General features: G+C 48.0%; 24 protein-coding genes. 5 read left to right on the top strand and 19 right to left on the bottom strand.

The window, feature by feature from the left end; translation table 11 throughout:
* Positions 1–10: 10 nt before the first annotated feature.
* From AC56AD_RS01310 to AC56AD_RS01300, 3 genes are all read right to left on the bottom strand, one after another.
* Complete coding sequence (locus tag AC56AD_RS01310; RefSeq protein ID WP_012507101.1) at positions 11–2,800, bottom strand: B12-binding domain-containing radical SAM protein; 2,790 nt, start codon at positions 2,798–2,800, stop codon at positions 11–13.
* 333 nt (positions 2,801–3,133) lie between these two features.
* Entirely contained in the window at positions 3,134–3,721 is a 588-nt protein-coding gene (locus tag AC56AD_RS01305; protein ID WP_012507100.1) for a toll/interleukin-1 receptor domain-containing protein, read from the bottom strand.
* Between the two features lie 738 nt (positions 3,722–4,459).
* Complete coding sequence (locus tag AC56AD_RS01300; RefSeq protein ID WP_150085546.1) at positions 4,460–4,663, bottom strand: hypothetical protein; 204 nt, start codon at positions 4,661–4,663, stop codon at positions 4,460–4,462.
* 210 nt (positions 4,664–4,873) lie between these two features.
* Between AC56AD_RS01300 and AC56AD_RS01295 the strand changes: the two genes are divergently transcribed.
* Positions 4,874–5,218, top strand: coding sequence for a helix-turn-helix domain-containing protein (locus AC56AD_RS01295; protein ID WP_223293951.1), 345 nt, complete (start codon positions 4,874–4,876; stop codon positions 5,216–5,218).
* The gene (locus AC56AD_RS01290; RefSeq protein WP_012507098.1) at positions 5,205–6,449 is read left to right on the top strand and encodes a type II toxin-antitoxin system HipA family toxin; all 1,245 of its coding nucleotides are present in this window, start codon (positions 5,205–5,207) and stop codon (positions 6,447–6,449) included. The genes AC56AD_RS01295 and AC56AD_RS01290 overlap by 14 nt, the downstream gene beginning before the upstream one ends.
* Positions 6,450–6,564: 115 nt before the next feature.
* On the opposite strand, the gene mazF is transcribed toward AC56AD_RS01290, so the two are convergent.
* The 3 genes from mazF to AC56AD_RS01275 form a co-directional block, all read right to left on the bottom strand.
* Positions 6,565–6,930, bottom strand: coding sequence for an endoribonuclease MazF (gene mazF / locus AC56AD_RS01285; RefSeq protein WP_482229374.1), 366 nt, complete (start codon positions 6,928–6,930; stop codon positions 6,565–6,567).
* Positions 6,905–7,147 carry an AbrB/MazE/SpoVT family DNA-binding domain-containing protein gene (locus AC56AD_RS01280; RefSeq protein ID WP_012507096.1) on the bottom strand — a complete coding sequence of 81 codons (243 nt, stop codon included), beginning with the start codon at positions 7,145–7,147 and terminating at the stop codon, positions 6,905–6,907. Before AC56AD_RS01280 ends, mazF begins: the two co-directional genes overlap by 26 nt.
* 80 nt (positions 7,148–7,227) lie before the next feature.
* Positions 7,228–8,457 carry an ATP-binding protein gene (locus AC56AD_RS01275; RefSeq protein WP_498983965.1) on the bottom strand — a complete coding sequence of 410 codons (1,230 nt, stop codon included), beginning with the start codon at positions 8,455–8,457 and terminating at the stop codon, positions 7,228–7,230.
* A gap of 182 nt (positions 8,458–8,639) precedes the next feature.
* Between AC56AD_RS01275 and AC56AD_RS01270 the strand changes: the two genes are divergently transcribed.
* Both AC56AD_RS01270 and AC56AD_RS01265 read left to right on the top strand, forming a co-directional pair.
* Positions 8,640–9,014, top strand: coding sequence for a helix-turn-helix domain-containing protein (locus tag AC56AD_RS01270; protein WP_223293950.1), 375 nt, complete (start codon positions 8,640–8,642; stop codon positions 9,012–9,014).
* Entirely contained in the window at positions 9,011–9,469 is a 459-nt protein-coding gene (locus tag AC56AD_RS01265) for a HipA domain-containing protein (RefSeq protein WP_012507093.1), read from the top strand. Before AC56AD_RS01270 ends, AC56AD_RS01265 begins: the two co-directional genes overlap by 4 nt.
* Before the next feature lie 445 nt (positions 9,470–9,914).
* Here AC56AD_RS01265 and AC56AD_RS01260 read toward each other — a convergent pair whose 3' ends face one another.
* Genes AC56AD_RS01260 through obgE form a run of 9 tightly spaced genes read right to left on the bottom strand, consistent with a single transcriptional unit; the run spans position 9,915 to position 19,366 of the window.
* Complete coding sequence (locus AC56AD_RS01260) at positions 9,915–12,371, bottom strand: putative glycosyltransferase family protein (RefSeq protein ID WP_012507092.1); 2,457 nt, start codon at positions 12,369–12,371, stop codon at positions 9,915–9,917.
* Positions 12,372–12,375: 4 nt separating this feature from the next.
* Entirely contained in the window at positions 12,376–13,872 is a 1,497-nt protein-coding gene (locus AC56AD_RS01255; RefSeq protein WP_012507091.1) for an oligosaccharide flippase family protein, read from the bottom strand.
* Positions 13,869–15,035: a glycosyltransferase gene (locus tag AC56AD_RS01250; protein ID WP_012507090.1), complete on the bottom strand. Its 1,167-nt coding sequence runs from the start codon at positions 15,033–15,035 to the stop codon at positions 13,869–13,871. The genes AC56AD_RS01255 and AC56AD_RS01250 overlap by 4 nt, the downstream gene beginning before the upstream one ends.
* Positions 15,016–15,582, bottom strand: a complete 567-nt coding sequence (locus AC56AD_RS01245) for a class I SAM-dependent methyltransferase (RefSeq protein ID WP_012507089.1) — start codon at positions 15,580–15,582, stop codon at positions 15,016–15,018. Before AC56AD_RS01245 ends, AC56AD_RS01250 begins: the two co-directional genes overlap by 20 nt.
* 22 nt (positions 15,583–15,604) lie before the next feature.
* On the bottom strand, positions 15,605–16,444 hold the full coding sequence (locus AC56AD_RS01240; RefSeq protein WP_012507088.1) for a glycosyltransferase family 2 protein: 840 nt from the start codon (positions 16,442–16,444) through the stop codon (positions 15,605–15,607).
* Positions 16,444–17,583: a glycosyltransferase family 4 protein gene (locus tag AC56AD_RS01235; RefSeq protein WP_223293949.1), complete on the bottom strand. Its 1,140-nt coding sequence runs from the start codon at positions 17,581–17,583 to the stop codon at positions 16,444–16,446. Before AC56AD_RS01235 ends, AC56AD_RS01240 begins: the two co-directional genes overlap by 1 nt.
* 2 nt (positions 17,584–17,585) lie before the next feature.
* Positions 17,586–17,852 carry an HPr family phosphocarrier protein gene (locus AC56AD_RS01230; protein WP_012507086.1) on the bottom strand — a complete coding sequence of 89 codons (267 nt, stop codon included), beginning with the start codon at positions 17,850–17,852 and terminating at the stop codon, positions 17,586–17,588.
* 30 nt (positions 17,853–17,882) lie between these two features.
* A complete protein-coding gene (locus tag AC56AD_RS01225) occupies positions 17,883–18,350 on the bottom strand; it encodes an N-acetyltransferase (protein ID WP_012507085.1) in 468 nt (155 codons plus the stop codon).
* A 2-nt stretch (positions 18,351–18,352) separates the two neighbouring features.
* On the bottom strand, positions 18,353–19,366 hold the full coding sequence (gene obgE, locus AC56AD_RS01220; RefSeq protein ID WP_012507084.1) for a GTPase ObgE: 1,014 nt from the start codon (positions 19,364–19,366) through the stop codon (positions 18,353–18,355).
* A gap of 72 nt (positions 19,367–19,438) precedes the next feature.
* On the opposite strand from obgE, the gene xseB reads away from it, so the two are divergent.
* On the top strand, positions 19,439–19,696 hold the full coding sequence (gene xseB / locus AC56AD_RS01215) for an exodeoxyribonuclease VII small subunit (protein WP_012507083.1): 258 nt from the start codon (positions 19,439–19,441) through the stop codon (positions 19,694–19,696).
* Between the two features lie 4 nt (positions 19,697–19,700).
* Here the strand turns inward: xseB and gatB are convergent, their stop codons facing one another.
* From gatB to AC56AD_RS01195, 4 genes are all read right to left on the bottom strand, one after another.
* The gene (gatB, locus tag AC56AD_RS01210) at positions 19,701–21,128 is read right to left on the bottom strand and encodes an Asp-tRNA(Asn)/Glu-tRNA(Gln) amidotransferase subunit GatB (protein ID WP_012507082.1); all 1,428 of its coding nucleotides are present in this window, start codon (positions 21,126–21,128) and stop codon (positions 19,701–19,703) included.
* 76 nt (positions 21,129–21,204) lie between these two features.
* On the bottom strand, positions 21,205–21,738 hold the full coding sequence (locus AC56AD_RS01205; RefSeq protein ID WP_012507081.1) for a lipid-binding SYLF domain-containing protein: 534 nt from the start codon (positions 21,736–21,738) through the stop codon (positions 21,205–21,207).
* Between the two features lie 138 nt (positions 21,739–21,876).
* Positions 21,877–24,258: a tetratricopeptide repeat protein gene (locus tag AC56AD_RS01200; protein WP_012507080.1), complete on the bottom strand. Its 2,382-nt coding sequence runs from the start codon at positions 24,256–24,258 to the stop codon at positions 21,877–21,879.
* Between the two features lie 4 nt (positions 24,259–24,262).
* The gene (locus tag AC56AD_RS01195) at positions 24,263–25,513 is read right to left on the bottom strand and encodes an ATP-binding protein (protein ID WP_012507079.1); all 1,251 of its coding nucleotides are present in this window, start codon (positions 25,511–25,513) and stop codon (positions 24,263–24,265) included.
* Between the last annotated feature and the right edge of the window lie 111 nt (positions 25,514–25,624).

The raw sequence follows: 25,624 nt of genomic DNA, 5'->3' as shown, positions 1-25,624 counted from the left end.
CTCCCTCTATTTATTTAATATTAAGCATGCGACATATTTCTCCAGCAAGAGACCTGACAGCTTTCAAATTTTTTGTACGCGAAAGTGTTTTGAGTTCCCTAGAAATATTTTTATCCATATCAATCATACCCTTTTCTGGTAGATTTTCGATATCCATAGGTAATATTTTTACCCATGTATCAGATTTTGATAGATACACACCTATCTCTTGGAGGTTTATTGCACAATAATCAGCTTTTCCGATGGTTTCATTCATATATGGCCCTTGCCTAATCTGGACTGTATGAAGTTGCCTACACAGATGCGTATATGGCTCCATATCGCTCCATCTATCTCCAATCATAAGAACCTGAACCTTATCACCAGGCATCTCGATCTGACTATTTGCAATTTCTAAAACACTAAGCCGATCAACTATTCTATTTTTAGTGTATACAGAAAGTGCATATAAAACAATCCAGTCGATTACTTCCAAGATTTTATAGTACCATTTCACCTTGGCTATGATTTCATTCTTCAAATTATCGTTTTCTGTATTTGTTATATTTAATTCAAACATAGACTTGCGCGAAATATAAATCTTTTTTTGAATCTCCTTATAAGCTCTTTCAGCCATTACTTTTAGCGAAGTTGCAGCTAACGCCTTCCCCGTGATTTTTACATGATCACTATCGAAATATTTATCTAATCCTAAATATTTAATTTTACTACCCTGACATATATTATCACCTTCCGACGCGAGAATTAAATTATATTGAGAATCATTTTTTAAATTATCTAAAAATTCTATTGCATAATCATATAGAACCATAGGTGTTTTCCAGAAAATATCTTGTGCCTTTTTAATTTTGCTAGAATATTGTTGATAAATATCATCAATCATACCCCTCAATCTTAAATAAAAGCCCTGGCTTTCAGATTCTTTTTGATAGTTTTGAGGATGAATACCCAATTCAATGAGAGCCAATAAAACCCTGTATGACTCCGCTGTATTCCATACAACACGAAAATCTGGAAATTTGTTTAGTTCATAGTCGGCATAGTTATCATAAATACATCGACAGTAAAGATCAAGTGCTTCATTTTCTATTTTTTCTGAGAGTCCCAATTCTTTAATGGCTTGTTCGGCACACTTTCGACGTACTGCAGTAGAATCAAAAAGTGTATGATCAAGATCTACGATAACGATTCTACGTAAAGAACTTGCAGAAAATGTTGCTACTGGTGGTACATCAATCAAAACATGTAACGACTCTATACGAGTTATTTCATCATGAAGAAAATAGTCAGGGTCATCTATCAAGACATCTTTAACGCTTTTCTTTACCTCAGCAACAAGTTTTTTAAGTTTTTCTTCCGCCTCGATTATTAAATTGGCAGTATCCAAAATTCCTTTTTGAGCAGAAAACACCAATTCTTCTAATAAATCGATATATATATCACTATTTCTGTTAACGTATTCTTGGCAAAATCGTATCGAATCCGTTCTTTTCTTATCAGAATAGTACATTGTACTACCACGTTTTAATGCGTAGAAAAGAGTGCGAGTATGTAAGCTAACAGCGTCTATTGTTTGCGCAATAAGTCGAACACTTGGATCAAAGTAATCACAGGTATAACTCATGTAAGAGAGATTCTTTGTAAGCTTCACGTTCCATTTAATACAATCCTTCAGGTAATCAGACCCCTCATTGATGGCAAGGGGTCGAAAAGGCCAAGTATTCGAACCTTTTGGTAAGGAACGAAACAATACTATATTGTCTTGAAGTTCTTCCAATGTGGCAAAAGTGTCAAACATTATAAAACCAGCATCCATATCTATACCAATATCTGTCAGAACTTTGATGGCTCCTTTTATAACATCAAGTCTACCATCGCGTTTATATCTCTCCAGCTGTTTATTCGAACCGCTTTCAACTCCAATATATACTCTTTCAAGTCCGACAGACTTGAGCTCTTGAAGCAATTTTCTAATATCTTCATTACCACTAATATCATTACTTCGATAAATTGTAGACGGCTCAAGAAAAATCCGAAAAGAAAAATCTTTAACACGTTCACGTATTTTTCGAAATGCTTCTACCAAAATATTACAACGCCTAATCCTTACTGAAGTTCGACCGCCAAGAAATTCATCATCGGCAAATTCAATTTCGGTAATCCCTTGAGCTACAAGCAATTCTATATTTGCTATAATTCTCTCGTTCGAAAAGGACTCCCAACGCTTGCCCCCACGAAAAGAAAATATTGTACAATAAGCACATTGGGACCAAGGACATCCACGACTTGCTTGGACAAGTGCGTTTCCTCCTCGCTTTACGATTTCAGGAACTGTATCTACCGACGGTGGGTAATCAAGATCTTTAAGGTCAGGAGCCTCTTCTGACTTGTTTTGCTCCAAAACACCATTATCTAATTTATAGACGAGATTGGATACCTTTTTAATTAAAATGTTCCCACGTACCACTTCTACCAAGTCACGTAGAGCCAATTCTCCTTCTCCAACAACAACAGCAGCTTTAGGAAATCGATCTATGCAATCTTTTGGGTAATAAGACGGGATTTTATTCCCAAGTACAAGTTTCGGCGCTTGATCTCCGCAAAGTTGAATGTCTGAACACTGTTTGTAAAGCGATTCTGCAAGTTCCAATGAGCCAAGACCTATAGAGAATCCAATAATATCAGGCTTATGATTTTGTATCTCCTTGATGCAAGAAGAAATGTCTCGATCACGATCGACCCTTTGTACAACAACTGAAACCTTGGCTCCGAAATACCCCCGCAAATCTCCGGATAACACTTCAACGCTTGGCTATTCGCGGATTTTAATGGGAATAGAGTAAGAAAGAGTTTGTAAGGTGTAATATTGATTCATCGAATGAGTCAGAATGGATCCCTATGATGAAAGACAGGTGTATGAAAATATGCCATAGAAACAGCATCTTTGACGATTTAAGCAAGAATAAACTGAAGCGATAACAAGATGTAAAAAAATGAGATGCAGCTTTTAATAGCCTCGTCAAGGGTCTTTATCAGCTTCGAAAGCTACCGAACAAAGGCATTATTATATCGTAGCAATCTTAACCTTCCTACTGTATTATGAAGTATTATGGTTTCACTGCAACCCACTAAATTATGCGGAGAGCCCAACGCTTAATGCATTCCAGAGTGAATGATGCGTAGGAGAATTAACTGCAATAAGCGCCACGCGAACAGGTTCTGAATTCCTTTCGGGTTTTCGTTGCTCTTCCCAAGAACCAAAACCAATCTGTGTTGAGTTACTAAATAGATTTCTAATCTGTTCACTCAAACTTACCAAAACAGTTTTTTGCTCAGATTCAACTAATTTATCAAGTGAAAATTTAGGATCATTGATTCCTTGAATACGCGATAATTCTTCATTAGTGGAGAAAGTGTCCGTTAGATACAACGGAATAATAGTCACCTCGTTATTTTTAGCCGCACGTAAAAGCAGCGAAAGTTCCTTGGCTTCTATATAATCTGAATTAAAGAAATCTTGGGTTATAAGAAGAATTGCAACTTTTGTTTGATATAAGGCCTGCTCAATTTTTTCTTCCCATCTATCGCCAGGTTCGATACAATTGTCGTGCCATAGTTCCAATCCATTTCTAACAAGTGGCTTCAAGTATTTTTTTACTTCAGTTAACCAACGTTTATCCTGACGGCTATAGCTAATAAAAACTTTTGTTCGATTTGGCATTATACTTCTTTTAAAAGATGTTTGATTATCAGGGGGGTCAGCGTTCACGTTTTGCATTCAATACTTTCCCCTATCAAATAAACTTTTTTTTTGGCTCTCCGCATAATTTAGTGGGTTGCAGTGAAACCATAATACTTCATAATACAGTAGGAAGGTTAAGATTGCTACGATATAATAATGCCTTTGTTCGGTAGCTTTCGAAGCTGATAAAGACCCTTGACGAGGCTATTAAAAGCTGCATCTCATTTTTTTACATCTTGTTATCGCTTCAGTTTATTCTTGCTTAAATCGTCAAAGATGCTGTTTCTATGGCATATTTTCATACACCTGTCTTTCATCATAGGGATCCATTCTGACTCATTCGATGAATCAATATTACACCTTACAAACTCTTTCTTACTCTATTCCCATTAAAATCCGCGAATAGCCCTTTTTCAATATCTGCTGAGAGCTAAGATAAATAACATGGTACCGTAATTCAAACCAAAACAAGGATTTTAGTGATAACCACGCGGAATTCTCGACTCCCAAGACTTTCTCAAAACCTACCAGCCGATTCCCACCACCACCATCAACACCGCCACCACAAAAGCACCAAGCGATACCTAACGCCCAGTCTCAAAGCCGCTTCGATCATAATAAAACCCCACTTCCATGCTGCCACTCGGCACCAAAAGGTCTCGCAACAGCCCGTTCACCTTCACCATTAAAGCATAGCGGCCATCAATCTTCACCTTTCTACCGCAGCGGATAATAAACAAAAAATGCCTCGCTGGGCGCAGCAACCTTCACAACCATCGACTCCCCTTTAGCATCAAGCGACATCACCGTTGCCGATGCAAAAGTGGTTGTTCCTCTCCAAAGTGAAGCATCGGCATACGCCACACCATCAGGGCCCTCATCATCAAAAAGCCGGGCAAACAACTCTTCGTTATTGTTCACAGCGATGATCCAACTGGCGAACCATGCTCTTGGCGCGGTCTACTGAAAACGGTACACTAAACTATCAGCAAATACAGTAAAAAAGTACTGGTTTGGCTTTAACAAAGAGTCTCAGGACAAGACCATACACGATATGCTCATCGCCTGGAACTATCTAACCGCAATGTTAATTCACAAATTATCATTATAATAAAAGCAAACGTTATCGTTATGACAAACAGAGCCACACCACTATACCCCGCTTCGGCGAAAGAGATGGAGGCTCTGGGGCAGCGCCTCAGGGATGCGAGGCTTCGTCGTCGTTTTTCCATGGAGACCGTCTGCGCCAGGGCAAACCTCTCTCGTCCAACGCTCTATAAAATTGAGAATGGTGACCCGTCGGTCGCTGTCGGCTTCTACATCCAGGTGCTTCGTGTTCTCGGACTGCTTGGGGATTTGTCGTTGATCGCCAAAGAGGACGCTTTGGGCCGTCGCCTGCAGGATGAATCGCTTCCCCAACGAAGAAGGGCACCGCGCAAAAAAACGCCAGCAGGAGCGAGTGATGGCGAAGCGTGAAGAGGAGCAGCTCTTGGTGTGGCTTGACGACCCGGCATTCGGACCTCTCCAGCAGATAGGCACACTCTCGCGTGGGGCTCGGGGTACAGTCCGTTTTGTTTATGATCCAGCATGGCTCAGGCAGGTCAACGCATTTCCACTTGATCCGGAGCTTGATCTCTCGGCGGGCGACTTCTTTCCGGGAGGCTCCAATTTTGGAGTCTTCATGGATTCATGTCCCGATCGCTGGGGACAACTCCTGATGAAACGGAGGGAGGCGATTGAGGCAAAGGAGGAGGAGCGTACACCGAGAACGCTTGCCCCCTGGGATTTTCTGCTGGGAGTTCAGGACTGCACGCGCATGGGTGCCTTGCGTTTCAGCCACCCCGGGGAATCGCTCTATCTGGCCAACGAGGCGTTATCTGCTCCACCGGTGGCAAAAATTGCTGAGTTGCAGGAGATGGCCTTTGAGTTGACCAGAAAAAAGCAGGATGACTTCGGTAAAATCAAAGAGTGGCTGAACGTTCTTGTTGCCCCCGGTTCGTCACTTGGCGGCGCTCGTCCCAAAGCGAATCTGGTTGATGAGGATGGCGCTCTCTGGATTGCCAAATTCCCCTCTGCTGACGATGACTACGATGTTGCCCTCTGGGAAAAGCTGCTGCATGAGCTGGCACAGCAATGCCATATTACCGTTCCCGAAGCTCGCCTCATGCAGATTGGTAAAGGATACCACACCTTTCTGGTGCAGCGATTTGACCGAACCAGTAACCATCGCCGTTTTTTTGCCTCGGCCATGACCATGCTTCACCATGCCGACACCGACGATGCCAGTTATCTGGAGATTGCAGAATTTCTCTCTACCTACGGTGAAGCTGATCACATCGCACGTAACCTCGAAGAGCTGTTCACAAGAGTGGTGTTCAACATCGCCACGGCAAACCGCGATGACCATCTGCGCAATCACGGCTTCATACGCTCCCCTTCAGGATGGCGACTGGCACCTGCTTTCGACATGAATCCTTCGTTCAGAAAAGCAGAGCATGTGCTGTCACTTGATCTCTATAACCGTCAGCCTGATTTTCAGGTTGCGATTGCGACTGCCGAATATTACCGAATCAATCGCGCTCGTGCCGGGATAATTGTCCGTGAAGTGTGCGAGATTGTGAAAGAGTGGAAAGTTCTTGCAAAACGTCTTGGATTAAGCGGGCAGGAGTGCTCGGAGGCTGAACATTTGTTTTATTGCGGGAGATGACAACACCGCAAACTCCGTAGTGCTCCGTAATGTATGAGTTAGCAGAACACAAAGCTGACATTTTGAATGAACCGTTCTTGATTCTGTACTGCGGGATAATGGGGGAGGGGATTTGCTACAACCCCAACAGGGTATGCAACTTATGCAGCACTTCATCAACTACCGACGAGGGCAATAGGCAAATTAACTCTGCCTGCCGGATCTTCCAGTCAAGACTTTTTACCTGATCAGATAAAATCGCGCCATTGATGTTCAACCCTTCAGGAAGCAGCACTTCAAAGGGATACCCTTTAATCTGGCTGGTGATGGGGCAAAGAAGCGCCAGACCAACTTTGGAGTTGTACGCTTTGGGAGACAAGACCAATGCTGGACGACGTCCTGCCTGCTCATGACCCGCCTGAGGATTAAAGGCAATCCACACCATGTCACCACGATCCGGAGTATAAGCCATCGGATTACCAGTTTTCTTTGCCTGCAGCATTACCGGTATCGCATTCGTTATGCAGATTTTCTTTCGTGACGCCGGAAAGCAGGTGAGCAAGATCTTGTTTTATAGTGACCACTGGAGTGATAACGAGTTTTCCCTCAACCAGAGAAATCTCTACCTCTGAATTGTTTTCGAGCCTGGCCTCAAGCGCCCAGGTTTTCGGTATTCTCAAGGCAAGGCTGTTGCCCCACTTCTGAACCTTTGTGAGCATCTCTACCTCCATTTTGTTTATACAATGTAGATATTACTTTTTGCTGGATAAAGCAAAAAGATTGGCGGGCTACGGCTCACTCACGCAAACAGCTCCAAAGATTCCAGTTCAAGAAACTCCTGCCATGGAATCCCCGAGTTTCCAACCAGAAGAACCTTGTACGGCTTGCACTGTTGCTCAAATGCTGCCATGCCGGAAGCGTGCCCGGTACGGCCACTTTTAACTTCAAGGCCGATCACTTTTCCTTTGTGCTCCAAAACAAAATCTACCTCATGATTCCCCTGACGCCAGTAAAAGAGGTTAATTGCATCGGTGCGGGCATGATTAATGAGATGGGCGCCAATTGCCGACTCAACCCATCTGCCCCATTGCGACGGGTTTGTGACAATCTCCTGAAAAGAGTACTGCTGCTGTGCGCTGATCAAAGCTGTGTTATGCACCTGAAATTTCGGAATGGATGCCCGGCGCCGCACCATTTCAGGGCTGTACTTTTCCAGTCCGCCAAGTAAGCCAGCGGTATCGAGCAGGCGCAGATAGTGTGCCAGTGTTGTTGTATTACCTGCATCCTGCAGTTGACCAAGGATTTTTGTATAGGAGAGAATCTGGCCTGAATAACCGCATCCCAGTTCAAAGAGCCGTTTCATCAAGGCTGGCTTGTCAACACGGGTCAGCATCAGAATATCTTTCGAAATGCTTGTCTCGATGAGTGAATCGGTAATGTAGCGCCTCCAGCGCTCTTCATCGTTGATCAATGCTGCCGCACCTGGATAGCCTCCAAACCAGACATACTGTTCAGGAGTGAAGTCAAATGCCTCGTTCATTTCACGGTACGACCAGTGCCCGATGAAGAGGGTTTCAAATCGGCCAGCGAGTGATTCCGTCAACCCTTGCTGCAGTAACAGCCGGGATGAGCCGAGCAGAACCACCTTGAGTGATTGCCGTTGTGCGGTGTCGCTGTCCCACTCCCTCTTTACCGCTTCGCTCCAGTTGCCGATTTTCTGGATTTCGTCGATGATGAGCACCGCCTCCTTCTCTTCTGATTGCCGAAGCTTGATGCGTGCCGCCTCCCATTGCTGGCTGATCCAGCTCGATTGCCCGGATGCAACAAGATCTGCAGAAGCGAAATGAACCGAAAGCTTTGTTGACTCCATAAACTGCAATGCCAGCGTGGTTTTACCAACTTGACGCGGGCCGTAAAGCACCTGAATGAATTGACGGGGTTCTGATTCGATCCGTTGTGTCAGAACTTTCTTTTGAAAGCGCTTGATGATCATGGTTTTTTGCTCAACATATTGAGTAAAATTACTCAATATGTTGAGCATTCAGAAAACATCCAACAAGAAAAACTTGTCTACGCTATGCAGCACTTCAAAAATAATAAAACGGTGGCGCAGAGAGCCCGAGATTCAGCAAAGAGTTGCCTGTTGAACAATATAAACCCTGCCTCATTTTCACAAGCTATAACCGTAATGATAAATCACAAATTATCGTTATGACAAGTAGAGCCACACCATTATACCCCGCTTCGGCAAAAGAGATGGAGGCTCTGGGGCAGCGCCTCAGAGATGCGCGACTTCGTCGCCGCTTTTCCATGGAGACCGTTTGTGCAAGGGCCAATCTTTCACGTCCTACTCTCTACAAAATTGAGACTGGTGACCCGTCGGTTGCTATCGGCTTCTACGTTCAGGTGCTTCGCGTCCTCGGACTGCTTGCGGACTTGTCGTTGATCTCCAAAGAGGACGCACTTGGCCGTCGCCTGCAGGACGAATCGCTTCCCCGGCGGAGAAGGGCGCCACGCAAAAAAGCACCAGCAGGAGCGAGCGATGGCGAACCAGGAAGCTGCGCCATTTTTTTGCCTCAGCCATGACCATGCTTCACCATACCGATACCGACGATGCCAGTTATCTGGAGCTGGCAGAATTTCTCTCCACCTACGGTGAAGCTGATCACATCGCACGTAACCTCGAAGAGCTGTTCACAAGAGTGGTGTTCAACATCGCCACGGCAAACCGCGATGACCATCTTCGCAATCACGGCTTCATACGCTCCCCTTCAGGATGGCGACTGGCACCAGCTTTCGACATGAATCCTTCGTTCAGAAAAGCAGAGCATGTGCTGTCACTTGATCTCTATAACCGTCAGCCTGATTTTCAGGTTGCGATTGCGACTGCCGAATATTACCGAATGAATCGCGCTCGTGCCGGGATAATTGTCCGTGAAGTGTGCGAGGTTGTTAAAGAGTGGAAAGTTCTTGCGAGACGTCTTGGGTTGAGCGGGCAGGAGTGCTCGGAGGCAGAACATTTGTTTTGTTGCAGGAGATGACAACACCGCAACCTCCGTAGTGCTCTGTAATTATGAGTTAGCAGAAAGCAAAGCTGACATTTTGAATGAACCGTTCTTGATTCTGTACTGCGGCAAGCTGAAACCCCCTTAAGCTCTTGGATTTATGCCGTACTCCCCTGCCATTATTATGCAAAAAGAATTGCTACAACCCCAACAGGGTATGCCATTGGATTACCAGTTTTCTTTGCCTGCAACTTCACCGGTATCGCATTCGTTATGCAGATTTTCTTTCGTGACGCCGTAAAGCACCTGGATATATTGACGGGGTTCCGATTCGACCCGTTATGTCAGAACTTTTTTTGAGTGCGCTCAATGAGCATAAATTTTTGCTCACTCTATTGAGTAATTTTACTCAACATTAAGAACACCTTGCCGACAAGCAAGAGGAGTCCAGCAGAGAAGTACACCTCGTAACCAAATGATCTCATTTTCCGCCCTTTTGCCGGAACCGACCTCCGATCACTCCCCCTGCCACCATCAACAACGCCACAACGAAAGCGCCAAGCGATATCCTGCGACCGGTTTCAAAGCCGTTTCGATCATAGTAAAACCTGACCTCCCTGCTGCCTGCCGGAATCACAACACCGCGCAGCAGGCCGTTCACTTTCACGACTGCAGTTTCCCTGCCATCAATCTTCACCTTCCACCTCAGGGGGTAATGAATTTCGCTGGTCACAAGGAATGCCTCTCCGGGAGCAGCAACCTTCAAGACCATGGATTCTGCTTTTGCGTCAAGTGATGTGACCGTTGCCGATGCAAAGGTTCGGACTCCTTTCCAGAGAGAGCCATCAACATAAGCCTCTCCGACTGGTGCCTGATCATCAAGAAGTCGGGCAAAGAGGGCGTCGTTACCATGCACACCAGTCACACGGTTTGCAAACCATGCTCTTGGGGCGCTTCCCTGAAGGCTGTAAACGTAAGCTGTCACCGGGCCGCTTGCCAATTGCAGTTCACCGGTTTTAACCAGCTTGAACGCGGAATGCTCGATGGGTTGAGGAGTGACAATGTAGCCGACATTAAGCATCCGCAGGATATTGAGGCTTGCAAGATTCTCCGTTTTAGCAAGAAACTCTTCATAGAGCTTGAGCTTGGCAGGATGGTAGCCACCCACGGACTCAATACCGAAGAGGGCGAACTTGTTCTCCGCAAAGAGTGGCCCTGCGGGGTAGATTCTGAAAGGCCCTTTCTGTGCGGCAAGGTAACGAGTGATGTCGTCGTGCCGGAAAGCGGGTTCCACCATGCGGCTATCAGCGAAAACCGGGGAGCGGAGCGAGCTGGTGGATGGGTAGATGATCTGTATATCCATCCAGAGCAGATCGCCAAGTGCAAGAAGAAAGAGCAGGATGGCCGTTATTTTGTGGGAGAGCTTCTCCTTGATGCTGAGCCAGAGCACTCCGGAGAAAAGAGATGCAATGAGCAGGACTATCCAGAGACTCCCCGTCAGATTCTCCCAGCGCACCTTATTGACCATAAAGGCCAGGTCAAAACTTCCAACCTGCGGTTCGGGAAAGAGTGAGCGGAAGAAACTTTCAAGCGACGGTTCAAAGGCAAGGAAGAGGAGCAGAAAAGCTGCAAGAAGCAGCGCTCCGATCCTGATCGGTTTCAAGAACCGCTCCGACTGGCGCTGAAGCAGGTCGTTGACTCCGATTGCGGCAAGACAAGAGATGATCAGATAGAGCATGATGAGCGCCATGGAGGGCACCCTGAAGCGGCTGAAGAGTGGCGCAAAATGGTAGAAGAGATCAAACACTGGACTAAAAAAACGTCCAAAAGAGAGCAGCAGCGCAAGCAGTGCACCCGCAATAAAAAACCAGGTCATCGGCTCTTTTCTGCGGATAACAGCTCCTGCTACAGCGAGCAGCAGCACCACAATTCCGGCATAATGGGGAAAGTCGGTGAAGGGCATGAAACCCCAATAGGTTACTCCGCCAAAGCCGAAGAGTCCCGGCACAAGAAAGGTGAGCAACTCCAGAGGGTGCATTGACCAGAGTGTGGCATACTCCCACGCTGAACCTCCTCCCTCTGCAGCCATCCCCCTCACTGAATATGCGGCATACTCGGATGCAGGCAGGTATATCGATGCCGACATGGCAATGCCGCAACCCAACGCCAAAACCAACAACAAAAATATTCGCAATGTCATGTAGGGGCCGCCCTTGTGGCTGCCCTCATCCGCACCCCCATTACCACCTCCAGGAAGCACAGGATGCATCCCTGAAACAGCGCTCTTTTTTGTAAAAAACCCGCGATGCGAAAAAAACAAAACAACAGCCAGCAGCAGCATGAGCATCCAGGAATACCAGGCAATCTGAACGTGTGAGCGCTGCAACTGAAACCCGGCTAAAAGCGCAAGCATCCCGGCATCGACCAGCCCTCCACGCTGTATGAGACGCATGGTGGCCCAGAGCATCCAGGGCATGTAGGCCACCGTCATAAGCTGGCTGCCGTGACCATGCACCAGCATGGCGCTCAGATAGGGGTTGAGCATGAAGAGCACCCCGCCAAAAGAGGCTGCAAGGATTGTCAAGCCGTACTGGCGAAGAAAAAGGAAGAGTCCCAAACCGGCAAAGGCGAGGTGGAGGAGCTGCAAAACGATGCCATCAGTATGAAAGAGGTTGAAAACAAGGTTGGGGTAATAGAGTCCGCTGAGGTAGCTGAATGCCTCCACAGTCGGCATACCTGAAAAGAGCCAGGGCTGCCAGAGCGGATATGCGCCGGTTTGGGCCTGAAGCCGGTCAAGCGCCATTGTCGAAGCCTGGGGAATAAGGGTATCGGGCGCAAGAAGCATCTTCGATTGAAAGACAAGCGGATAAAAGAGCAGCAGAACCAGAAGAGTGTAGCCGCCAAAAACAGTGAGCAACAGGAGAATCTTTTTCTTCACAGCGTTATGGCTTTGGGTTCTTGTCAAGAAAGGGCAGGTGCTTTAAGATAATCTCTCTCTCCTCCTCTTCCAACTTCAGGAGCAGCAGCAATACCGTAAAGCTGCAGAGCGATAACAGGGCGGAAACAGCCAGAGCGGCAAAAGGTGGCAGGCCAAGCAACCACGGGCGTAGAGCCATGAGAAGTAAGGCTGTAGATAATCCGGCAGTAAAGGGTTTCCAGAGCGCTTTGCCAAAAGGGTGAATCTTCAGGATGCGGCGAATCTCAACAAGACGGAGAACAGAGAGCATCAAAAAAAGCAGCAAGGTAGCAAGAGCGGCACCATTCAAACCCATCTTTGGGATCAGGAGAAAATTGAGCGCCACCTGCAAGCCAAGGGCAGCAAGAGCGTTCAGGAGGCTGAGCCGCGCATGGCCGGTCATGGCAAGTACTGTCGCTGAGAGGCCAAAGCTGGCCTGCAGGAATGAGGCAACCGTCAGGAGAAGCAGCGCGACAGCTCCTTCCGCAGCAAAGCGGGCGCCGAAAACCGAAAGCACCAGTTCGGGCAACACCATGAAAAGTATGGCTGGCGGAAGAACCACCGTTACTATCCAGCGTGTCACCATCTTGAAGATCCGTCCTATCTCAGCATTCTGCCTCCCCGTATGCAGCTCGGCAATCATTGGCGCAGCAATGCCGGTAAAGGCAAGGAGGACTGATCGGATGAGCCCCGCCGTTCTGGCTGCAGGATGATAGAGCCCGACCGTTGCCGTATCGGTAAGCATACCAAGCATCATAACATCAAGCCAATGGCTCATCATGCTCAGGAGTGAGACCGCCATAAAGGGAATGGCGTATGCAAGCATCACCTTGTCTGTGTGGGCATGGAGAATATCCCCTTGAAGAGTCCCGCTGATTCTGGAAAGAGAGGGACGAATCCAGAAAAATGCCCCAACGCCCGCCAGTGCAAAGGGAAAAAAGAGGGCGGCATCCTCTCCTGCAGTATAACGGAAGAGAAGAGTCAAGAGAAGCAAAAGCAGTGGGCTAACAATCTGTGTAGCAACAATTTTGGGCTTGAGCTGGCGGAACCCCTGCATGGCATGGCCAAACAGCAGGGTTGCCACATTGAAGGGAATTGCCGCAGCATAGCAGCAAATCGCAAGCCGCAGGAGGCTACTGCCATTGAGGATTGTAGAGATCGGCGCTGAAAAGAGAAGCAGCAGGAGCGCCACGATGAGTGAAAGCGTGATGCTCATTTTCAGGGCGGCACCAATCACAGCCCTCTGGCGAAGAGGATCATCTCGGTGCAAACTGACAAAGCGCAGCAGACCCGAATCGAGCCCTGCAACAGCAAGCACCTCGGCAATCTGGATAACGGCAATGGCGAGAGCGTAGGTGCCAAGAGCATCAACACCGAGCAACCTTGCAACCACAAGGTTATAGGCGAATCGGGCTGTCTGGCCGAAGAGAAATCCGGCAAAGGAGAAGCCCGCCTGACCGGCTATGACGGCATTGCGGTTCACAGACTCCTCTCCCGAGAGGCCTTCTCCAGCTCCTGCACCATGACGGCAGCAAGCGTATCCCAACTGTGCTGCCGGGCAAATGCCTGCCGCGCCTCAACACGCCGGTCAGCAAGAGCTTCCGGCACCATGCGGACAAACTCCTCCTGAGAAACGGCCACATGCAGCACCTCCCGCGCCCGCTCCACCGCACTGCAATAGTTCATGGAGAGTACCGGCACCCCTGCGGCGGCATATTCATAGAGCTTGTTGGGATGGGATACCCTTTTCAGATCACTTGAAAGGAGCGGCATCAGGGCAAGATCGAAGTGCTGCACCCAGGCGGGAAGTTCGCTGTACTCAATCTTGCCGAAATAGTGGACGTTTGGCAGCTCGTTGATGGCGGCCTGTTTTTGCCACCACTCTCTCTCATAGGCCGGACCGAGTAGCACAATCGAATACTCCGGCCATGCACGGGCAGTAGCAGCAATCAGGGAGCTATCAAGCCAGTCCATGGCCCCCGCATAGCCAAGAATTGGCCCCTTGAGGCGGGAAAGAGCGGCCGGCTTGCGAGGACGGGAGATGGCAAAATGGCTGAACTCAACACCGTTGCCAAGATCAACCAGGCGAACGCCGGGTGGCACCCTGAGACGGCTGGTCAGCTCACGACTGACACTGAAGAGCAGATCAACCTTCGAAAGATAGTGATCAAGAGAGCCCTTCAGCCAGTGCGGATTGTCGGGAAAGGCAAGATGATCATCATTGGCATCATAGAAGCGAAGGCGGCATGGCAGGAGGGCTGCAACCCTGCCCCAGTAGATATTGCTCAGGCCAATAATTCTGTTTGAGGAGCCAAATCCGAGGATCGTCACCCAGAAGAGCATCAGCAGGATTCCGGGCAGGGAGAGAAGCCAGCGCAGCAAAGGAAGATCGAGCAGGCGCCCTATCCTGAAGGGAACGCTCTTCAGAAAAGGAACAGTGACAACCCAGACCCGCCCCCTTTTGACTGGAATCCAGTGGTGGCGGCGGCGAAGCGCAAAAGGCTCTATGAAAAGAATGCTCCAACTCTCCGGAAAGCGGCACAAGAGGCGCTGCTTCCGGGTTGAGAGAAAGTCCCACTGTATCTCGGAAAACCAGACAAGCCTGAACGGACTGCAAGGCGCTCCCCTATTGGATGACAAGTTCATAGATCTGCACTTTTTCATACCATGCCCGCAGCAGCGGCTTCACTCCCGTAAGATAAAACAACGGGTGACGGATACGAAACTCCGCACTTCGGAGAACGGTAAACCCGGCACGTGTGAACAGCGAGAGCGCTTCAGAGCGCGTCATCTCATGAAAATGGTCGGAACTTGCAAGGATGGAGGGTTTCCAAAGCGGCATGGAGACAAAGAGGCAGGCATGCTCACCAGCCAGAAGCCCTTTGACTTCAAGCAGCGCATGAAGCGGATTGTAGAGATGCTCAAGCACCTCAAAAGCGGTCACAACCCCGAAGGAGCCCGAAAGTGGCTCAAGGTCGAGATCGACTGTTGTGTTCTCGAACGGACATTCAAAATGCTGCTCCAGCGAAGCCGTAAACGGGGTTCGATCACCCAGATCGAGCCCGCTGACAAGTGACGCACCGGAGAGTGAGGAGCCTCTCAGAAATTCGAGTGTTCTTTGCCATCGGAGCAGGTGACCCTGTTCGTCAAGATAGGCTCTGTCAATAACGGTTCTGTACTTGTTCTGCATCATCTGTTTTTCCCTGTGCGATCGGTTATGTTGTGGACTTTTTTTCCCTCAACTCTTCACCAAAACTGCCGGCAAGACGCAGGGGAAGCAGAAGCAGATAGAGCACCATACCGCTCCATGCCCGGTGCTTTCTGAAAAGATGAAGTGCCCCGATACTTTTCTTGAGCAGTTTCCGCAGCGGTCTGCCGGAAAGCGACGCCGAAACCTTGTGCCAGACCCTTGAGGAGGGCACATAATTGATACTCATACCCCGAGCGCGAACCCGCAGGGAGAGATCGACATCCTCGGCATACATCCCGAACGTTTCATCAAACCCGCCAACACTATCGAAATCACGACAACGCATTGCGAAACAGCAGCCTGTAGCGTAACCGGTAAGAGCCGGACGATCAAAATCGGGAGCATCTTTTTTCCGCAACCCGACATGGCGGATAAGGCCGGTCGAAAGGTTGACAACACCACCGGCGTACCAGAGCCTCTCCGGACGATCCGAATAATAAATTTTCGGTACGGCTATTCCTGCCCCAGGGTTGCACTGCAGGGTATCGATCAATGGAGTATAAAAACTGCTCTCCACAAGAGTATCGTTGTTCAGAAAGATCACGAATTCAGCCTTCAGCTCCATAACCCTTCTGAATCCGGCATTGTTGCCCCCAGCATAGCCGATATTGACCGGCAGGAGAAGAAGCTCAACAGCCGGAAAGCGCTCCCGTATCTTTTCCGGAGAGCCATCAGTCGATCCATTATCGACAACAAGCACCCTGCAGGATGGTGAGATCAGTGCCGCAAGCGAATCCAGACAGGCAAGCGTATCCTTTGCGCCGTTCCAGTTCAGCACCACGATGCAGCTCAACGGAGAGGTCATCACCTCCGTACAGCTCTTGCTTCAAGAAAATGCCCGGCCTGTTCTGCAAAAACCTCCCAGGAAAAGTGACGCCGGAAAGCTTCTATAGCCGGGCGCATCGCCTCAAGCTCATGCTTGTCACGACGATTGAGAAACTCACCGACTGCCCCGGCAAACCCCTCAGCCGAACAGTCAGGGGCAACCCAGCCTGTTTTACCAGGGCGAACCATCTCGGGAAGGGCGCCTGCCGGTGTGACGATCACGGGCAAACCGTGGCCATAAGCAAGTTGCACCACTCCCGACTGCGTTGCACTGCGATAGGGAAGTACAACAGCGTCTGCCGCAGCAAAAAAGAGGGCACTGCGTTCAGTGGAAACGTAACCGGGGTAAAAATCGACGTTTCCTTCGATGCCAAGCTGCGCAACAAGCTTGCGATAGATACCATGATCCTCATGAAACTGTCCGGCAACGACAAGACGAAGCGCGGGATCCCGCTGCAGAATCGCTGGCATGGCACGAAGCATGGTGTCGAGCCCCTTGTAATGGCGCACATAACCAAAAAAAAGCAGCACCGGAGAGTGAGCGTCGAGCTTGAGCGCCTGACGTGCATCCTGCACCGAAGAGTGCTCCCCATCCGGCTCATAGAGGGGATGAAAAAGCTGCAGCAAAGGGATTTCAGGCAGAGCTCTCTGCACCGTTTTGGTAACAGCCTCCGAAAGGGTCAAAAATCCATCGGCGGAAGCAGCCAGCAGCCTCTGCATAAGTGGGTCGAATAAAAATGATTCATGTGAAGAGAGGTTATGGAGCAGCACCACCATCCTGATACCGGTCAGACGACGTATCGTAAAAAAAAGCGGTGCCAGAAATCCGCTCCAGTAAGCCACAAGAAGCAGATCTGGTTTCAGTGACCGGAGATGTCGTATCGCTCCAAACCAGGAAATGGGGTTGAACAGTACCAGACGCGACTCATTAAAAAAGGTGAGATCTGCTCCCTGAGCCTCTTCAACTCCACCCTTGACCAAAAAATCGGGGTAGAGAGCCCTGAACGCAACAGGAGTAACATCATATCCCCGGTCTTGAAGGGCATCCCTCAACATTCCACTGAAGCGGGCGATTCCTCCCTTCAGTGGAAAAAAAGGGGATATGAAGGCAATGCGCAACGCTATACCTCTCCAAAACCCTGCTCAAAAAACTCAACCAACTGACGGGAAGCCTCAGCAGCATCCTCGCCATCCAGCTTAAGCGTCAACCGGGTACCCTTCGGAGCCGCAAGACTCATGACACCAATAATGGACTTCGCATTAATTTCAACACCCTGCATCTCAATAAAAAAATCTGATTTGAAACGGGATGCGAGTTTGACAACCGCAGCCGCAGGTCTGGTATGCAGCCCTGCCTTGTTTTTAACGATAACTTCCTGAACAATCACGAATTTCCTATACCATTTTGTGTAATTAAGTTACAATTTTTTCACCATCGCAATTTCATCGCAGGCCATAAGCTTTGGGCAATGAGTACAATCCCTCCATATTTTTTGAGGAAAATACTCTTTCTTGATTTCGCTGTATCCAAGACGACGGAAAAACTCACGGCTGAGTGTCAGAACAAAAACCTCCTCAACCCCCTCTTCATGTAACACCGACTCCGCCTTTTCGACCAGCCTCCGCCCTATACCCCTCATTTTATAGCGGTTAAATACCGCGAGTGAGCGTATTTCAGCAAGCTTCAGGGTATAGAATGCAATAGCACAACAACCTATCACTTCGCCATTGTACTCAGCGACAAAAAAGTTACGAATATTTTCAACAATATTATCACCGGAGCGCTCCAGCATGATTCCCTGACGCGCATACTCTGCGGTGATAGCGGCAATAGCCGAGGCGTCAGCCAGACGCGCATACCTGACATAGAGTTCAGCTTGTTGCATAATCAGCCGAGACTCTCATCCAACGGTTCTGCAGCCCTGATACGACCCGAAACCTCTCTCCAGAGTTCATCCTTGAGCTCTTTAAGCCCCTGGCCGGATACGGCTGAAATCGAAAGAACCCTGACTCCCTCCTCAAGCGTGGGAATTTCAAGATCTTCAGCGGCAATATCCATTTTCGTCACAACCACTAACCTTGGTTTATCGAGCAGTTCCTTCTCAAATTTTTCAAGCTCCCCAAGAAGGGTATGATATTCATCAGCAATATCAGGTGAATCAGCCGCAATAAGAATGGCAAGTATTTTTGTACGCTCAATATGACGAAGAAACTGGAGACCTAGCCCTTTTCCCTCTGCCGCACCCTCGATAATTCCCGGAATATCAGCCATCACAAACGATTTGTACTCCTCGTAGCGCACAATGCCCAAATTGGGAACCAGTGTTGTAAAGGGATAATCGGCAATTTTTGGCTTGGCCGCGCTGATCACCGAAATCAGTGTTGACTTGCCCGCATTGGGAAATCCAACCAGACCAACATCAGCCATAAGCTTCAACTCCATGTTGAGCATAAGCAGCTCACCCTTCTGACCCGGCTCGGCATATCGGGGCGCCTGTCGGGTTGGTGTTGCGAAGTGCTGGTTTCCCCGCCCCCCTTTGCCACCTCTCGCAATCAAGATTTCCTGATCCTCGCCAGTCAGGTCGGCAATAATTTCGTTGGTTTCACCATTTCTGACAATGGTACCGCAGGGGACATCAATAACAACATCGGCCCCATCCCTGCCTGTTTTACGGGCGCCCTGACCATGCACACCGCGAACAGCGATATACTTCTTTTTATATTTGAAATCGAGAAGAGTGGTCAACTGCCGATTGGTTCTCAGCCATACATGGCCTCCCCGACCGCCATCTCCACCATCCGGGCCACCTTTTGGCACAAACTTCTCCCTCCGAAAACTGACACACCCTTTTCCGCCGTCTCCAGCATGAACAAAAATCGACGCACTATCAACAAACTTCACTCACACACCTGCCTTTTGAATAATCTTTCTCTTTCTCTATTTTGGTACACAACATCTAAATACTGAAACATCATGGCAACAACCCACACCGGAAAACTCCCTATTGAAGAGCTGATCTCACGACTCGAAGAGATCACCCGGAATATCGAAAATCCGGAAACCGGCCTCGAAAACACTATTGGCATGTACGAAGAGGGGCTTGCCATCGCCGAAAACTGTAAAAAAAGGCTGCTGGAAGCCAGAAAAAAAATCGAGGTGATCAACCCTGAACTCGCAAAAAGCTGGCCCGAATCGCTGCGAACCAAAGATCTCTTCGACAGTGAATCCTGATCACTCACCCCTCGAGCTTCCTTAACAGCACCTCATTAACCATCTGGGGATTGGCCTTGCCCTTCATCTGGCTCATGCACTGACCAACAAAAAAGCCAAGGAGCTTGGTTTTTCCGCCGCGATAGGCGGCCAACTGACCGGGGTTGGCATCAAGAATTGCCTGCACAACCGTCTCAATCGCGCCACTGTCAGAAACCTGTGCAAGTCCCTCCCGTTCAACAATTTCCGCTGGAGCATCGCCACTCTTCAGCATCAGCTCAAAAACCTGCTTGGCGATGGTAGTACTGATCACACCCTTTCCAATCAGCGCAATCAACCCTCCAAGCCGTTCCGGAAGAATGGAGAACTCCGCAATATCCAGATAACTCTCTTTCAGCACGCGCATCACCTCACCCATCACCCAGTTGGACGAAGCCTTGGCATCGCCAGAAACCCTGACGCTCTCCTCGAAATAGTCCGCAACCTCGCGCTCGACAGTCAGCACGGCTGCATCATAGGCCGGAATGGCATACTCATCAACAAACCGGACAGCCCTCTCTTCCGGAAACTCGGGAAGCTCACTCATGATCCGATCAATCATCTCCTGATCAACCAGCACCGGCACCAGATCAGGATCAGGGAAGTAACGATAATCATGGGCAAACTCCTTGCCGCGCATGGAACGGGTCTCCCCCTTGTCGGCATCCCAGAGACGGGTCTCCTGCAGAATAACCCCACCGGCTTCAAGAATCTCACGATGACGCTCGACCTCGTAATCGATTGCCTTTTCAACATTCTTGAAAGAGTTCATATTCTTGATCTCAGTACGGGTACCATACTCCGTCTCCCCGACTGGCCGCAAAGAGACGTTTGCATCACAGCGAAGACTTCCCTCCTCCATGTTGCCATCCGAGATACCAAGATATTTGACGATCTGGCGTACCTTCTGCAGATAAGCTGACGCCTCTTTCGAAGTGCGCAGGTCAGGATAACTTACAATTTCAAGCAAAGGGACACCACTCCGGTTGAGATCGATATAGGTCTCCTCACCGATATCATGAATTGATTTTCCGGCGTCCTCCTCAATATGAATCCTGATCAGTCGAATCTCCCGATTACCCTCTCCGGCATCAATGTGCACCATCCCTTCGCTGCATATCGGTTCTTCAAACTGCGAAATCTGGTACCCTTTCGGCAAATCAGGGTAAAAATAGTTTTTCCGGGCAAGCACTGAGTGGGGCGCTATAGAGCAACCCGTTGCAAGACCAAGCTTCACGGCATCTTCAACAACACGACGGTTAAGAACCGGCAGCGCTCCGGGAAGAGCGAGACAGACAGGACATACATTGGTATTGGCCGACTTGCCGAACTTCGCCGAACAGCCACAGAAGGCTTTGCTTGTGGTATTGAGCTGACAATGCACCTCAAGGCCCACCACTAATTCATACTTCATTGTAAAAATTAACGTTATTGGAAAAACACCGGATCATCAGCACCGAGGCCTCTCCTGCTTGGAAAAATCAGGATGGTCAATACGACTCATAGGAAAACTTCTGCCCACCCACAGTAGCTTCAGCCATAACCCCGGCCTTTGGAAGAACAAAGACGGCTACACCATTGGAATAATCTGTGTTGGTTGCCATTCCTGTCGTAACTATGATGGCTGTAACCTGGGCATTAAGCTCATAGTTACCTTTTTTAAAATCGTCAAGATCTCCCCTGCTTTTAAAAAAAATGATTTCCGAAAAAGATTGACCACCAAGTTGCGGACCAACATTAAGCTGGGTAATTGTTGAGCGCCCAACAAGATTATTGAGTTCATAGACATATCCTTTTCCATGTCCCCCGCCCAACATGATGAATCCCCCTTTGTAAACATCAGGAAAAACAACATACCCATAGGCACTGTCAAAAAAACGGGAAAGTCCGGCATTTGCCCGGAAAGAGTCGACCGACATTCTTGCATGATCCGAGTCAGCAGGGTCCCATCCAGCAGATGCCCTGGAGCAGAAAAGTCCTGCGAACAGAAACGCAAGAGTAACAATTTTCATCATCTTCATCATTGTCGCCTTTTTTTGTTGTTTAATAAAAGCAAAGCATAGAAAACATACAATGAGATGCAAGCCGTAATGTACGATTTTCAGCGTTAAACTCCTGCAATGAACCGTAAACCAAACACGACCAGCTCCCCGAAATACCCCTCAGAGGCAGGATGCAAGAGCATGCTCATCCGTTTTTTCCCTTACGCTCCGCCGATGCTCAATCCGTTTGACGACATCTTTCGCAACTTCTTGTATCTCAACCGCACTTCTTACCTCTTCACCAGTGTATAACCGTAAAGCAACCACCAAAGGTTCAAGATGGGACTCAGCAGGAGAATCGACAAGAATGCCAAGTGCCTCTTTCGCATACCCCGATGCGGCAAGTTCCACAAACAGCTTTATAGCTCCTTCTATTGATTGCTCAACGAGACCAGGAGTCTCAACATACTTTCTTGCAAAATCAAGAGCATCATTCAGTCTCTCTGGCATCTTCAAGAACAATTTTACTAATTCAACGTACGCTTCCCACATAAGGGGAGCCCGTTCAATTGCCTGCATAAAAACAGGTTCAGCCTCCTGGTATCGTTCGAGTTGTAGAAGTAGAACTCCTTTGTTAAACAGAGCTCTTACAACCCTTTCAGAAATCTCGGCTTCATGTCGAGTTCCATACAATCCAACAAGCTCTTCATATTTGTGAATCCCTTCATCCTCACGATTTAAACTACTAAGCACAAACCCTTGGTTAAACAGGGCTTTTGCAATCCATTCTGCAATCTCGACTTCAGTCCGTTTTCTATACTTTATAACGAGTTCTTCATACGCATGAATTAGCTCATCCTTGCGATTGAGTGTCCAAAGTGCAGTCACTTTATTGAACATAGCACTTACAACCCACTCAGCTATCTCAACTTCATAACGATTACTATACGTTACAATAAGTTCTTCATACGTCTTAATCGCCTCATTCTCACGCGCCAGTTTATGAAGTATAACGCCTTTATTAAAAAGAGCACTTACAACCAATGAGCTAATCTCGACTTCCGTTCGATCTTTATATCTTTTGATGATATGATCAAAAAACTGAATTGCTGTCTCATAATCTTTATCCTTGACCAATTGACATCCCTTTTTAAACAATTCTATTACCGCTTTACGATCAACGCCTTCGTTTATATCCTTTTTCGATTCTGTTACGCTTTCAACTCTCAAGCTATTTTTCACCGTATCAGTGAGATAGGGTGACTCCAAAAAACTTTTCGGCGTAACAGCACCTATTCTCTGTAGAAGTTGGCGATCAGAAATATTTTTAACCACCTGTTCAAAAGCAGCATAATGGTCTATGCATTGCTCCGGCTGAAGAGTACCAGTCTCGTCAATCAACATCCTGACTGCTGAAACAGGATCATAGAGACTGACCATGAACTTGACTGCGGCTTTGACCCTTGCTGATGGGCCTCCACGCCTGCGCATGAGGTAATAGATATTGTAGATCCCTTCCGATATCCTGTACCATTTTGTTCTTTTACCTTTCTCCTCAAATAAAACTTTACTACGACTGACCAGCCTGTTAAGAAGCGCACTGGCAGTATTGACGTCAAGCCGTGCCACTTCGGCTACCTCTTTTGCTGTTGAAAGACTCCATAATTCAGCAAGAGCGAGATAGACTTTGCGCTCTTTGGAAGCCATAGCGTCGAGATGGCTTTTGAAATAATCGGTATGCTCATCTATCAAATCTATGAGATCATCAAGGAGTTGCTGGAATGAGCGTTTGGCCCCAAACCTCGCAATGAGGGCTATCAGACGGGCATTTCCCCCTGTCAGAATCCTTACCGGCCTGATCTGCTCTCCCGGAAGCTTCTCTCCGGCTATGAGTTCCCAAACGGTATTGCATTCCTGATCGTCAAGCGCCTTGAGTTCATGAATTTTGAACAATTCAAACATGGCGTGCGCCGGATGATCGATTTCCTCAAATCTTCCTGTTGCTGTTGCAAGCAGCATCAAACGCGGTTCGTTCATCAATGTATGACGAAGTTTCCATGCTTCCTGTTTATCTGAAAACTCTGAAAGCAGCATGTCAAGATTTTCTACCACAAGAAGAAGGCGCTTGCCGATCTTATCGGCAAAATCAAGTAACTGCCCAAGCGCTCTCTCTCCAAGACGCTGTTCATCAGGGTCACGACGGAGTTCTTGATAGGTACGCATCATTTGTGCATCTCCTGTATGCTCAGCCAGATGAAAAAGCGCCTCAAGCCAGAAGTCAGCAGCGGAAACAGCATTGTAGCTTTCTTCAGCAAATATAAGTGGATAACACGCACTCTCCAGTTCCTCATCACGCTCTACTTCAAGGGCAATCCGACGAACCAGAGTGGTCTTTCCGCTTCCTCGTGGCCCAATAACCAGCATATGCTGATTTGATGCCATGGTATTCTCCCGAATGATTCTGGTAATCATCCGAAAGTCGATCTGCCGGACAACAAAATTTTCTATCAGCTCATCACTTTCAAGAAAAGCAGGGTTGTATTTCACAAAACGTTTGACCATACTCTTATTTCTCCCTCTTGTTCACCGGAACATAAAACTCCGCATGCGCCTTTTTCCACCAGTCTTTCAAAAGATTTGATTCGTAACGATAGCCCTCCCCAATCTTCCTGAGATAACCGTCGTGCTCAAGTACTCGAAGAATTTCCTTTATCTCTTCATCGGAACCAGGCTCTTTTCTTGCATACTCACGCTGAAGCTCCCGAATTACAGGGATGGTCAACTGACCGGCAATTGCTGTTTCTGTTAAAATGGCCAGCACGAGAGGTAGTCTATCCTTACTGAAAAAAAGTTCCAACCGTTCCTGGTAATGCGTAAGCTCAGCATGTCCGCGGATGCCAAGCATCTCATGTTCGTAAAGATCGTCAACCTCATCAGCAGAAAACTGCATCTCATTTTGCCTGTCACAACGATCAAGAACGTGCGCAAAAAACAACTGGACATGGTGGGGAATACAGTAACCGAGCTTTCTGACCATTGCCTCTTCTGCCTGATTGAGGAATTCTATACCATACTGCTGAGCGAGAGCACGTAAACATCCTGTAGCCGTTTCAGCATCCCATGGACTGAGATCGTAGGGTTGATAATTATTGATCGTCGAACTCAGCCTTGCCTGCCTCAGTACCGGCTCGAAACCGATACTACCCGAAAGCATTATCCTGATCTTTCCCTGATGTTCGATACTGTTTTTCCTGAGCCACGACATGAACCTGTCGACTTCTGCTATTCTCTCTTTGGTGATGACGAAATCGTCCCCCTTCAGCATTCGGTTCACCATCAGAGGCACCTCGTCGATCATCAGCAGAACCGGACGATCAGATTTTGCAAGAATCGAAAAAAGTGCATCACCCTTCTCCATCCAGTTTCCCGAGTTCAGTCCCGCCCTCAATTTAAGAGCGATATCGCCATAACTGACTTCTTCAATTCCTCCTGATACCACACCCCACACATTGGCAAACAAACTTTTTACCCTCTTCCAGAGAGGCTCATATGGCTTTATCGAAAGACTGAGTTGAACAACTGCATCAGCAGGTTCAGAATCTTTCTGAAGATCAATGAACAGGCAGATATAGCGATCAGAAAGCCTCCGCTGCAACTCCTTCATGAGACTGGTTTTCCCCATGCGCCGCTGAGCAACAAGGGAGATATGCGCCCCTTCATCAATCTTGCGAGTCAGAATCCTGATATCATCCGCTCTTCCCCAAAACCGATCACCATCAACCCAGTTTCCCTGTGCCTGCCGCAACGTCCTTTCCATACCATCCTCCCCTCAAGATTTTCAATATCCTCACTTACCAACAGTTTTGTTGGAATATTAAAAAAACAAAACAACAAAAGCAAATCCTGCCCAACACTTTTGTTGGCAACA

The sequence above is a fragment of the Pelodictyon clathratiforme genome, from assembly GCF_982375515.1.
The sequence above is the reverse complement of the archived record's forward strand: the minus strand, read 5'-3'. Positions and strand labels throughout refer to the sequence as shown.

Coding starts and splice junctions, on each gene's coding strand:
- AC56AD_RS01225 (WP_012507085.1), bottom strand. CDS start 18,350: ATGCAACAAGCTGAACTCTATGTCAGGTATGCGCGTCTGGCTGACGCC.
- AC56AD_RS01290 (WP_012507098.1), top strand. CDS start 5,205: ATGGCGAAGCGTGAAGAGGAGCAGCTCTTGGTGTGGCTTGACGACCCG.
- AC56AD_RS01280 (WP_012507096.1), bottom strand. CDS start 7,147: ATGCTCACAAAGGTTCAGAAGTGGGGCAACAGCCTTGCCTTGAGAATA.
- AC56AD_RS01245 (WP_012507089.1), bottom strand. CDS start 15,582: ATGATGCAGAACAAGTACAGAACCGTTATTGACAGAGCCTATCTTGAC.
- mazF (WP_482229374.1), bottom strand. CDS start 6,930: ATGCTGCAGGCAAAGAAAACTGGTAATCCGATGGCTTATACTCCGGAT.
- AC56AD_RS01200 (WP_012507080.1), bottom strand. CDS start 24,258: ATGGTCAAACGTTTTGTGAAATACAACCCTGCTTTTCTTGAAAGTGAT.
- AC56AD_RS01240 (WP_012507088.1), bottom strand. CDS start 16,444: ATGACCTCTCCGTTGAGCTGCATCGTGGTGCTGAACTGGAACGGCGCA.
- AC56AD_RS01305 (WP_012507100.1), bottom strand. CDS start 3,721: ATGCCAAATCGAACAAAAGTTTTTATTAGCTATAGCCGTCAGGATAAA.
- AC56AD_RS01265 (WP_012507093.1), top strand. CDS start 9,011: ATGACCATGCTTCACCATACCGATACCGACGATGCCAGTTATCTGGAG.
- AC56AD_RS01205 (WP_012507081.1), bottom strand. CDS start 21,738: ATGATGAAGATGATGAAAATTGTTACTCTTGCGTTTCTGTTCGCAGGA.
- xseB (WP_012507083.1), top strand. CDS start 19,439: ATGGCAACAACCCACACCGGAAAACTCCCTATTGAAGAGCTGATCTCA.
- AC56AD_RS01195 (WP_012507079.1), bottom strand. CDS start 25,513: ATGGAAAGGACGTTGCGGCAGGCACAGGGAAACTGGGTTGATGGTGAT.
- AC56AD_RS01295 (WP_223293951.1), top strand. CDS start 4,874: ATGACAAACAGAGCCACACCACTATACCCCGCTTCGGCGAAAGAGATG.
- AC56AD_RS01250 (WP_012507090.1), bottom strand. CDS start 15,035: ATGAACTTGTCATCCAATAGGGGAGCGCCTTGCAGTCCGTTCAGGCTT.
- gatB (WP_012507082.1), bottom strand. CDS start 21,128: ATGAAGTATGAATTAGTGGTGGGCCTTGAGGTGCATTGTCAGCTCAAT.
- AC56AD_RS01270 (WP_223293950.1), top strand. CDS start 8,640: ATGACAAGTAGAGCCACACCATTATACCCCGCTTCGGCAAAAGAGATG.